Source organism: Oribacterium sp. (assembly GCF_057249185.1).
On record NZ_DBHIGR010000062.1, the window covers coordinates 1 to 11,118 of the forward strand.

An 11,118-nucleotide genomic window follows, 5' to 3' on the forward strand; every position below is an offset into this window, starting at 1 on the left:
CTTGGACCGTTTAAATAGAAAGTTCGGACGCTTCGCCATTCCGAATTTAATGCAGTATATTTGTGTGATTTACGGTATAGGTTTTATGATTCAGGTGGTGGCACCGGAAATTTACTATTATTATATGGATTTGGATCCGGAAGCAATTCTCCATGGACATATCTGGCGGATTTTTACATTTTTGTTTTACTTTCCGGCAGGGGGAGGATTTTCCGGCGTGTTTTGGGCCATTATCGGTATTATGGTGTACTATAATATCGGAAAAACGCTGGAATTTCTCTGGGGAAGCTTCCGCTACACGTTTTTTATTGCCTCCGGTATCATCCTTTATAATGTGGTAGGTATCCTGATTTATCTCTTTACCGGCGTGTCTTTACAGTTAAATCCCACCTACATGAGCTTCAGTATTTTCTTGGCCTATGCTTTAAGTTTGCCGGATACTATGTTTTACATTTACTTCCTTTTTCCGATTAAGGCCATGTACCTGGCGGGAATAGAAACGGCGCTGTATTTCTTTTTCTTTTTGACCAGTCCAAATATGGGAGAGAGGGTTTCTATTCTCCTGTCTTTTGCCAATGTTTTGTTGTTCTTCCTATTACAGAATCAGGGAAACAATAAAAATATCTTTCACATTAATCGTTATCGATAGGCTTACGTTTTTTGCAAAACTTGTCGATGTGATAGAGTAGAGTCTGAAAATGAGTGGAAAATAGTGAGTGAGTAAAGGAGAAAAAAATGAGAAGAACGAAGATTGTATGTACCATGGGACCTAATGAAAATGATTATGAGCTGTTGCTTAAGCTGGCAAAGACCATGGATGTGGCTCGTTTTAACTTTTCCCATGGAAATCATGAGGAGCATCTGGGCAGATTGGAAATGCTTCGGAAGGCCAGAAAAGAAGTGGGAAGACCTATTGCCGCTCTTTTGGACACCAAGGGACCGGAAATCCGTACCGGTGTTTTGGAGGGAGGCAATAAGATTACCCTTCAAGAGGGAGATGAGATTACCCTGACCACCGAGGAAGTCGTTGGCACAAAGCAGAAAATTTATATCAACTACGAGCACCTTCATGAAGATGTAAAGCCCGGAAATGTGATTTTGATTGATGACGGTTTAATCGGTTTAGAGGTGCTTTCCGTTAACGGACAGGAAATTCATTGTAAGGTAACTAACGGAGGAGAGCTTGGGGAAAGAAAGGGTGTAAATGTACCCAATGTTCCTATTCAGCTTCCTTCTATTACGGAAAAGGATATCGAGGACATTCGTTTCGGTATTTCCGAGGAGTTTGATTTCATTGCCGCTTCCTTTGTACGTTCCGCAGATGCCATTCGTCAGATTCGTGCTCTCTTGGATGAGGCCGGCTCTCAGATGAAGATTATTGCCAAGATTGAGTCCCAGGAGGGATTGGATAACCTGGATTCCATCATTGATGAGGCAGACGGAATCATGGTGGCAAGAGGAGACTTGGGCGTAGAAGTGGAAGCTCGCCGTCTTCCTCATTTGCAGAAGGAGATTATCGAAAAATGTAATTTCCACGGAAAACTGGTTATTACCGCGACCCAGATGCTGGATTCCATGATTAGAAATCCAAGACCTACCAGAGCGGAGGTTACCGATGTGGCCAATGCAGTAGAAAACGGTACGGATGCAGTGATGCTCTCCGGAGAAACCGCTAACGGTAAGTATCCCGTAGAGGCTGCGGAGACCATGGCTTCCATCGTGGAATATTCCGAGCAGTTTTTGGATTATAAGCAGTTTAAGACAAGACTTGTGGAGAGAACCGTATATGAGAGCATCGGCAATGCGGTTTGTGCGGCTTCTGTAACCACTGCCCACGAGCTTCATGCCAAGGCAATCGTTGCACCCACACTTACCGGAATTACCGCCTCCATGATTGCCAAATATCGTCCCAGAACGAATATCTTCGCTCTTTCTCCCAGTCAGGTAACCACCAGACAGATGATGCTGTACTGGGGAGTAACTCCGGTTTGGGCAAGACGTGCGGAAACCACCGACGAGTTGTTTGAAAGTTCTTTAGAAGAGCTGAAGAGCATGGGCTATGTGGATTCCGGAGACCTTTGCATCATTACTGCAGGAGTACTCAATCGTCTCTTAAAGCAGCAGGTTGCCAACAGCACAAATATTATGCGGGTTATGGTTGTTCCTAAATAAGATTTCACAGGATTCTCACTTGAAAAGTCCCTTCCTTATGTTTAAGATAGGAAGGGACTTTTTTTATTTTTAATGAGTATCTCATTTTTCGAAATTGATAAAGTAGGATGTATGGAGTAGGAGAAAAGATGAAAAATGCGTATGTAAGTAAAGAACAAGTAGAAGCAATCGCCAAGGAATATCCCACACCTTTTTATCTGTATGACGAAAAGGGAATTCGGGAAACTGCCCGAAAGCTGTATAAGGCCTTCTCCTGGAATCCGGGCTTTAAAGAGTACTTTGCCATTAAGGCAACCCCCAATACTGCTATTTTACGGATTTTAAAGGAAGAAGGGTGCGGGGTAGACTGTTCCTCTAAAGTGGAATTGACCATGGCCGAGGCTTGCGGTTTCAAAGGACAAGAAATTATGTTTTCCTCTAATGATACTCCGGAAGAGGAATATATCTTTGCCAGGGAGCTGGGAGGAATCATTAACTTGGATGATTTTTCCAATATTGCGGAAGTGGAAGAAACCCTGGGAACCCTGCCCAAAACCATGAGTTTGCGTTTTAATCCCGGAGGCTATTTTAAAATTGCCAATACTATTATGGATAATCCGGAAGAAGCCAAGTTCGGTATGACGGAGGCTCAGATTCTGGAGGGCTATAAAATTTTAAAGGAAAAGGGTGTAGAACATTTCGGAATCCATGCTTTTCTTGCCTCCAATACTGTAAGCAATGAGTATTACCCGGTTTTGGCAAGACAGCTTTTTCAGTTGGTGGTACGAATTAAGAAGGAGCTTGGGATTTCTCTGGATTTTGTCAATCTTTCCGGAGGAATCGGCATTCCCTATCGTCCGGAGCAGGAACCCAATGATATTCTCCTGATTGGACAGGGGGTTAAGGAGGTTTTTGAAGAAATTTTAGTACCGAACGGTCTTGGACATATCCGTCTTTGCACGGAGCTGGGACGTTTTATGCTGGCACCCTACGGGGCTTTGATTACCAAGGTGATACATTTTAAGGAGACCTACAGACACTATGCAGGGGTGGATGCCTGTGCGGCGAATCTGATGCGTCCGGCTATTTATGATGCTTATCATCATATTACGGTGCTGGGAAAAGAAGAGGAAAAAGAGACAAAGACCTATGATGTGGTCGGTTCTCTTTGTGAAAATAATGATAAGTTTGCGAAAAACAGAGAGCTACCGGTACTGGAAAAGGGAGACTATCTTTTCTTCCACGATGCGGGAGCCCACGGTTTTGCCATGGGATACAATTACAACGGAAAGCTCTGGTGTGCAGAACTTCTCTTAAAAGAAGACGGCACGGTAAAGTGTATCAGAAGAGCCCAGAGGGATACGGATTATTTTGCTACCCTGGATATTGATGAGGATTTTCAGAAGTATTTAGAGAACAGAAAGTAGGAATTATGGCATTGAAGAAAAAAGCTGTAACAGGAATGAAGGATATTTTACCGGAGGAGATGGCCATCCGGCAGAGAATTCTTTCCGCAATCAGACGGGTTTACGGACGCTTTGGCTTTACGGAGATTGAAACCCCCATCGTAGAGCATTTGGAAAATCTTCTCAGTAAGCAGGGAGGAGACAATGAAAAGCTGATTTTTAAGGTGGAGAAGCGAGGGGAGAAGCTGAAGGAAGCCATTGAGAAGGGGGATTTTGAGGCCCTTTCCGATGCAGGGCTTCGGTATGACTTGACCCTGCCTCTTTCCCGTTTTTATGCGGAGAATCAGGCGAAGCTCCCCAGTCCCTTTAAGGCCTTACAGATTGGACCTGTATTCAGGGCTGATCGTCCTCAAAAGGGAAGATTTCGGGAGTTTTGGCAATGCGATATTGATATTTTCGGAGATTCTTCCTTCCTTTCGGAGATAGATTTGCTTTTGGCTATGGGAACCCTGCTACAGGAAATCGGTTTTGGAGAACAGTATCCCTTCTATATCGTGGTAAATGACAGAGAAATTCTGAAAGCAATGCAGCGCTATGCAGGATTTCCGGAGGGGGATTTTGAACAGATTTCCATTATCCTGGATAAGGAAGATAAGATTGGAAGAGACGGGGTAAAGGGGGAACTGGCAGGTCTTGGCTATTCCGAGGAGCAGATTTCCCGTTATACCGAGCTTTTGGATCAGGTTTCCGGAAAGAAGGAAGACCTCCTTTCTCTTGGGGAAAAGCTAAAGGATGTTTTAGAGGAAGGTATTTGCCAAAACCTTTATAAGATTATGGATTTGGTGGAAATCTCCGGAAAGGGAAAGATTCCTCTTCGTTTTGATCCCAGTCTTGTGCGAGGCATGGGCTATTATACCGGACCGATTTTCGAAGTGCGTTCCACATTATTTTCCGGATCTATCGGCGGAGGCGGTCGTTATGACAAGATGGTAGGAAAGTTTACCGGCATCGATACCCCTGCGGTGGGATTTTCCATCGGTTTTGAGCGAATCATCACCATTCTTATGGAAGGGGAGGCTTCGGAAGTTAGGATGGAGAAGAAGGCGATTCTTTTGGAAAAGGATTTGCAGGAAGAGGAGCTGAAGAAGGCTCTGCTGGATGCTATGGACAGAAGAGCCAAGGGAGAAGTGGTATTGCTTTCCCAAATGAATAAAAATAAGAAATTCCAGAAGGAGCAGCTGAGCAAGGAAGGCTACAGCGAGTTTATAGAATATTTTTCCAAAAGTTAAAAAAGAGAAATCTGGGGATAGGATTTTTCTATAAACAAGGTACTTTCTATCTATAAAAATAGTATTTTTTAGATAGTATCTCTCTATCCTGTGGAATATTTCCATAAAAAAGTTTGAAAAGCGAGAGTTAAAAGAAAGATTAGAGGGTGAATTATGGCTGAGTCAATGAGAGGTTTACACAGAACCGCAAGATGCGGAGAATTGGGAGAGGAGTATATCGGAAAAACGGTCTGCATGATGGGCTGGGTACAGAAGTCCAGAAATAAGGGAGGTCTTATTTTTACAGACCTTAGAGACCGTTCCGGAATCCTACAGATTCTTTTTGAGGAAAATGAATGCGGTGCAGAGGTTTTTGAAAAGGCTTCCAAGCTAAGAGCGGAGTTTGTTATTGCGGTAGAAGGAGAGCTTCGAAGCAGAGGCAAGGATGCCAATGCCAGCCTTGCTACAGGAGCTGTGGAGCTGGTAGCAAAAAGCTTGAGAATCCTGGCAGAGGCGGAGACTCCTCCCTTCCCCATTGAAGAAGACAGTAAAACCAAGGAAGACTTACGATTAAAGTACCGTTATCTGGATTTGAGAAGACCGGATTTGGCGAAGAGAATTATGACAAGGGCCAGACTTTCCCAGTTGATTCGTGCCTTTTTGTCCAGGGAAGGATTCTTGGAGATTGAAACGCCTACACTGATTAAGTCCACTCCCGAGGGAGCCAGAGACTTCCTGGTACCGTCCCGACTGCATCAGGGCTCCTTCTATGCTCTGCCCCAGTCTCCTCAGCTTTTAAAGCAGCTCTTAATGGTTTCCGGTATGGATCGTTATTTCCAGCTGGCAAGATGCTATCGTGATGAGGATTTAAGAGCGGATCGTCAGCCTGAGTTTACCCAGGTGGATATGGAGCTGTCCTTCGTGGATATGGAAGATGTGCTGGAAGTAAATGAAAGACTTTTACAGTATATTTTCAAGGAAATCTGTCAGGTTGACATTGCTCTTCCTTTACAGAGAATGACCTGGATTGATGCTATGGAAAATTACGGTTCCGATAAGCCGGATCTTCGTTTTGACCTGCCCTTACTGGAGTGTACCGAAGCGGTTCGGGGCTGTGGCTTCTCCGTTTTCAGTCAGTGCGTGGAAAATGGCGGTAAGGTCAAGGGAATTCTTTTAAAGGGACATGCGTCCATGCCCAGAAAGAAGATTGACAGCTATGTGGAGCTGGTAAAGGGCTATCAGGCTAAGGGCTTGGCGTGGTTTGGCTATGCAGAGGATGGTTCTGTAAAATCTTCTTTCGCCAAGTTTATGTCCGAGGAGGATATTAAGCGATTAACAGAGGCTACAGGTTTAGAGCAGGGAGACCTTCTTTTCCTGGTATCCGATGAAAAGAAGCAGGTGGTATGGAACAGCCTTGGGGCTTTGCGCCTTGCTTTAGGAAAGGATCTGGACTTGATTCAGAAGGGACAGTGGAAGTTCCTCTGGGTTACAGAGTTCCCCATGTTCGAATACTCCGAGGAGCTGGGAAGATATCAGGCCATGCATCACCCCTTCACCATGCCTATGGAAGAAGACCTTCCCTTGGTGGATGAAGAGGATTTGTCCAAGGTTAGAGCCAAGGCCTATGATATTGTTTTAAACGGAACGGAGCTGGGTGGCGGTTCTGTCAGAATTCACCAGTCTCATGTGCAGGAGAAAATGTTGGAAAAGCTGGGCTTCACGAAGGAAAGAGCCACTGAGCAGTTCGGTTTCTTATTGGAAGCCTTTCAGTACGGTGTACCTCCCCATGCCGGTCTTGCTTACGGCTTAGATCGTTTAGCGATGTGGATGGTGGGAGCGGAAAGCATCCGCGATGTTATTGCTTTTCCAAAGGGTAAGGATGGTTCCGATGCGATGATGGATGCACCGGCAGAGGTCTTTGATCCCCAGCAGTTAAAGGATTTGCATATTGCCATTACAGAAGAGTAAGTGCAGCGTATAGCTTCGAGAATATTTCCGTGTCTTCCGGACTTTTAAAAGGGAAATGGAGCTAAGCTAAAGATAAAGATATGCTCAGCCCGGGATTTGGCTGAGTTTTAGGAGGAATAGGTGAGGAAAGAGGAATTTATTCGGGAACTGGTTTTAGAATTAAAGCAAAATGTTTCGGAACAAGTTATTCTGGAGCAACAACGTTTTTATGAAGAGTACATCCTGACGGAAGTGCGGGGTGGAAAAACCGAGGAAGAAGTTATTGCTTCCCTTTCTGAGCCAAGGCTTTTGGCAAAAAGCATTATTGATGCTGCAGAGGCGGGAGGAGATCATGTAGCCAGAAGCACTCCTTTTCGTTATGCGGAAAGTGAGATTAACTATGCCTCCGACGAAGAGGATTTACAATATAAGGGAGCGGAAGAAGATAGCAGACAGTCTCAATCCTTTAGGGAAAAGACAGACTATACCCAATATAAAGAAGAGGATATTCGGCAGGATAGACAGTCGGCCTTTGGAAATGCAGGAGGACCCCGTATCATTCCTGTCAGTCCCTTAGGCTGTTTGATTTCTCTCGTGATTTTCTTCCTGATTATCGGGGGAATTATCGCGGTTTTTGCGGGAATCATTTCCGCTTTGGCACCGATTTTACTCCCTGTACTTGCGGTGGCGGTAATCCTTTGGATTTTGGCATACCTTTTTCGATAGGAGGGAAGATGCAAAGAATGGAACTGGTGGTACCCTGCCACTTTGGACTGGAAGCAGTCTGTAAAAAAGAAATTCAGGATTTGGGTTATGATGTGCATACCGTTAGCGACGGAAAGGTGCATTTTATCGGAGATGCGGAGGCTATCGTCCGTGCCAACATTTTCCTGAGAACAGGGGAAAGAGTTTTATTAAAGCTGGGCTCCTTCCATGCGGAATCCTACGAGGATTTGTTTCAGGGGACTAAGGCTCTTCCGTTGGAAGAGTATCTGCCAAAGGATGCCTCCTTCTGGGTGACCAAGGCAAGCTCCGTGAAATCCAAGCTGTTTTCGCCCAGAGATATTCAGTCCGTAATGAAGAAAGCCATGGTTGACCGGATGGCATCCTACTATCATCAGAGTTTTTTTGAGGAGCACGGAGCCAAGTACCCCTTTCGTGTTTCTCTGTATAAGGATGAGGTTTTACTCTGTTTGGACACCAGTGGAGACTCTCTGCATAAAAGAGGCTATCGTTTAAAAATGGGAAAGGCGCCCATTAAGGAAACCTTGGCTGCCTCCCTGATTCTCCTTAGCAAATGGAGAGAGGATGCCCCCTTTGTGGATCCCATGTGCGGTGCAGGAACCTTTCCCATAGAGGCGGCTATGATTGCGGCAAAGATTGCTCCCGGAATGCATAGACATTTTACGGCGGAAGCCTGGGAAAACCTGATTCCTAAAAAGGAATGGGACTATGCTTTGGAGGAGGCAGGGGATGAAATTGACCGTAGCCTATTAGAAACTAAGAAGAATTCCTATGGAAAAATGGTGGATATTCAGGGCTATGATATAGATCCTGCCATGATTCCGGTTTGCCGTGAAAATGCGGAGCGGGCAGGGGTTGGAAAGCTTATCCATTTTCAGGAAAGAGAAGTGGGGAAGATGTCCCACGGTAAGCGAGGAGGCTTGATTTTAACCAATCCTCCCTACGGAGAGCGAATCGAGGATAAGAGAAATCTGCCGCTGTTATATACGGAGCTTAGAGAGGCTTATGAAGATCTGGATGATTGGCGACTTTGCTTAATCACCGCTTACGAGCAGGCGGAGAAATACCTTGGGAAGGCGGATAAAAACAGAAAGCTTTACAACGGTATGATGAAAACCTATTTTTACCAGTACAATGGTAAAGGGAGAAAATAATGCGGATTTTATTTGCCACCCATAATCAACACAAGTTAAGAGAAATTCAGGAGATTCTGTCTAATTTCCCCGGAACCATTCTCTGTGCCAAAGATTTAGGCATGGATCAGGAGGTAGAGGAAAACGGGACAAGTTTTCTGGAAAATGCGGAAATCAAGGCCAGAGCCCTATATAACTTTGCCAAAGCACAGGGACTTTTAGAGGAAGATGACCTGGTTATGGCGGATGATTCCGGCCTATCCATTGAAGCCCTGTCCTTTGGTCCCGGAATATATTCAGCCCGATTTTTGGGGGTGGATACACCCTATCCCGAAAAGAATCGTCGTATCCTGGCCATGATGGAAGAAAGCAGCAGTAAAAGCAGAATGGCCTACTTTAGCTGCGCCATTGTTGCGATTTTTGCGGATGGAAAGCTTTTGCAAACGGAAGCCAGATGCACGGGAGAAATTGCAAAAGAGCCCGGTGGAGAAGAGGGCTTCGGCTATGACCCCATTTTCTACCTTCCGGAATACAGAAAAACCGCTGCTGAGCTTTCCAGAGAAGAGAAGAACCAGGTTTCCCATAGGGGAAAGGCTCTTCGAAAGATGGAAAGAATGATTCAGGAAGAGCAGGAAAAAAGAGATTCTGCCCGCTTTTCGAAAGCAGGGCAGGAGCAGTCGGGAAAAGGCAAGGAAGCAAAGGCGGAGCACAAGGCGGAGAAAGAATCCGGGGAAAAGCCGGAAAAAGAGGAGGATGCCGAAAAGAGACAGGAAGTTGTCGAAAAGGGACAGGAAGCTGCTCGGGAAGCGAAGACTAAGATAGCCGGCAGAATCGATCCTTCTTCGGAGGAAAAGATTTTGGTATTTTCCGATAACCATAGAAGACTGGACTATGTGGAAAAGGTTCTTCGTCTGCATCCGGATATATCCATGTGTATTCATCTGGGGGATTCGGAGGGAGAAGGAGAGGTACAGGCGCTTTTGCCTAAGGGCTGTGAGTCCTATTTTGTACAGGGAAACAATGACTTTTTTTCCTATTTGCCCAAGGACGTGGAAGTTCGTATCGGAAAAGAACGATGCTTTTTGACCCACGGCCATCTCTATGGGGTAAACTTCGGCTTGGAGCGTCTTTCGGAAGAGGCAAGAGACAGAAATTGCAGTATGGCATTCTTCGGACATACCCATAAACCCTGTAACAAAGTGGTGAACGGGGTGCATTGTATCAATCCGGGATCCATCAGCTTTCCCAGACAAGAGGATAGAAGACCATGCTATAGCCTGCTGTTTTTGGACCAAAAAGGAAATATTAGAGTGGAAATGCATAAAATTTAGGAGGATAAAATAATGTACATGGCAGAATTTGTGGAGAGAATGAAGGGAATTCGGATTTGTCCGGTTTTGGTAATTGAGGATAAAAATGACGCCATTCCTCTGGGAAAGGCTTTGTTGGAGGGAAAACTTCCGGTGGCGGAGGTCACCTTCCGTACGGCGGCAGCAAAGGAATCCATCGCGCTAATGGTAAAGGAATATCCGGATTTATATGTGGGTGCGGGAACGGTGATTACCCTGCAGCAGTGTAAAGATGCTGTGGAAGCCGGTGCCAAGTTTATTGTAAGTCCTTCCTTTTCCCATGAAGTGGCAGCTTTTTGCAGAGAGAGAGAAATTCCCTATTGTCCCGGCGTTTTGACTCCTACGGAAATCAGCATGGCCATGTCTTATGATATTCCTGTGGTGAAGTTCTTCCCCGCAGGACAGTTTGGCGGCGTACAGACCATCAAGAGCTATGCCGCAGTGTTCCAGAATCTGTATTTCATGCCCACTGGCGGAGTGAACCTTCAGAACATCGGAGAATATCTTTCCTTCTCCAAGGTGCTCTGTGTGGGAGGAACCTGGCTGTGCAAAAAGGAGTTTTTGGAGACCAAGGATTTTGCTTTGATTACAAAGAACTGCCTGGAGGCCTATGAATTAAGTCACTAAAGCTTTGCTGTTTTGTAAAGAAATAAATTTTCTAAGCAATATAGGTCTGAACTTGGGGCACGCTCTCGCTAGCTTCGCCACATTCAGACCTATATTGCCGAAAATCTCTTTAGTACTTTAATTTTGTACCGCCCCTTTTTTAAAATTCAAGCAGAGAATAAGCCTTTGTAAACAGCGAAATTTTTTTCTTGACAAAGCATTGGGGATTCGCTAATATATGAGAGTCGCACAAAATGCGAAATGATTCAGTAGCTCAGCTGGATAGAGCAACGGCCTTCTAAGCCGTGGGTCGGGGGTTCGAATCCCTTCTGGATCATTTTGCGAGAATAGCATGGTGGCCATAGCGTAGTTGGTTATCGCGCCAGATTGTGGTTCTGGAGGTCCCGGGTTCGACTCCCGGTGGCCACCCTATTTTTCTCGCACGAGGTTCTTATCTCATAGGGCCATCGCCAAGCGGTAAGGCACAGGCCTTTGACGCCTGCAGTCGTTGGTT

General features: G+C 45.4%; 9 protein-coding genes and 2 tRNA genes. All 11 read left to right on the forward strand.

Annotation, left to right across the window (positions count from 1 at the left end; all coding sequences use genetic code 11):
* Position 1: 1 nt before the first annotated feature.
* The 11 genes from ACO4PX_RS05050 to ACO4PX_RS05100 all read left to right on the forward strand — a co-directional run bounded on the left by ACO4PX_RS05050 (position 2) and on the right by ACO4PX_RS05100 (position 11,033).
* Positions 2 to 649: a hypothetical protein gene (locus ACO4PX_RS05050; protein WP_485571798.1), complete on the forward strand. Its 648-nt coding sequence runs from the start codon at positions 2 to 4 to the stop codon at positions 647 to 649.
* Between the two features lie 86 nt (positions 650 to 735).
* Entirely contained in the window at positions 736 to 2,172 is a 1,437-nt protein-coding gene (pyk, locus tag ACO4PX_RS05055; RefSeq protein WP_485527953.1) for a pyruvate kinase, read from the forward strand.
* A 128-nt stretch (positions 2,173 to 2,300) separates the two neighbouring features.
* Positions 2,301 to 3,578, forward strand: coding sequence for a diaminopimelate decarboxylase (locus ACO4PX_RS05060; RefSeq protein ID WP_485571800.1), 1,278 nt, complete (start codon positions 2,301 to 2,303; stop codon positions 3,576 to 3,578).
* 5 nt (positions 3,579 to 3,583) lie between these two features.
* The gene (hisS, locus tag ACO4PX_RS05065) at positions 3,584 to 4,846 is read left to right on the forward strand and encodes a histidine--tRNA ligase (RefSeq protein ID WP_485571802.1); all 1,263 of its coding nucleotides are present in this window, start codon (positions 3,584 to 3,586) and stop codon (positions 4,844 to 4,846) included.
* Between the two features lie 153 nt (positions 4,847 to 4,999).
* Complete coding sequence (gene aspS, locus ACO4PX_RS05070) at positions 5,000 to 6,793, forward strand: aspartate--tRNA ligase (RefSeq protein WP_485571804.1); 1,794 nt, start codon at positions 5,000 to 5,002, stop codon at positions 6,791 to 6,793.
* A 120-nt stretch (positions 6,794 to 6,913) separates the two neighbouring features.
* Entirely contained in the window at positions 6,914 to 7,498 is a 585-nt protein-coding gene (locus ACO4PX_RS05075) for an HAAS signaling domain-containing protein (protein WP_485571806.1), read from the forward strand.
* 8 nt (positions 7,499 to 7,506) lie between these two features.
* Positions 7,507 to 8,670: a THUMP domain-containing class I SAM-dependent RNA methyltransferase gene (locus tag ACO4PX_RS05080; protein WP_485571808.1), complete on the forward strand. Its 1,164-nt coding sequence runs from the start codon at positions 7,507 to 7,509 to the stop codon at positions 8,668 to 8,670.
* Positions 8,670 to 9,980 (forward strand): RdgB/HAM1 family non-canonical purine NTP pyrophosphatase, encoded by a 1,311-nt coding sequence (gene rdgB, locus ACO4PX_RS05085; RefSeq protein ID WP_485571810.1) that lies wholly within the window; start codon positions 8,670 to 8,672, stop codon positions 9,978 to 9,980. The genes ACO4PX_RS05080 and rdgB overlap by 1 nt, the downstream gene beginning before the upstream one ends.
* A gap of 12 nt (positions 9,981 to 9,992) precedes the next feature.
* Positions 9,993 to 10,625 (forward strand): bifunctional 4-hydroxy-2-oxoglutarate aldolase/2-dehydro-3-deoxy-phosphogluconate aldolase, encoded by a 633-nt coding sequence (locus tag ACO4PX_RS05090; RefSeq protein ID WP_007156471.1) that lies wholly within the window; start codon positions 9,993 to 9,995, stop codon positions 10,623 to 10,625.
* A gap of 242 nt (positions 10,626 to 10,867) precedes the next feature.
* Positions 10,868 to 10,941, forward strand: a tRNA-Arg gene (locus ACO4PX_RS05095).
* A gap of 18 nt (positions 10,942 to 10,959) precedes the next feature.
* Positions 10,960 to 11,033, forward strand: a tRNA-His gene (locus ACO4PX_RS05100).
* Positions 11,034 to 11,118: the final 85 nt, after the last annotated feature.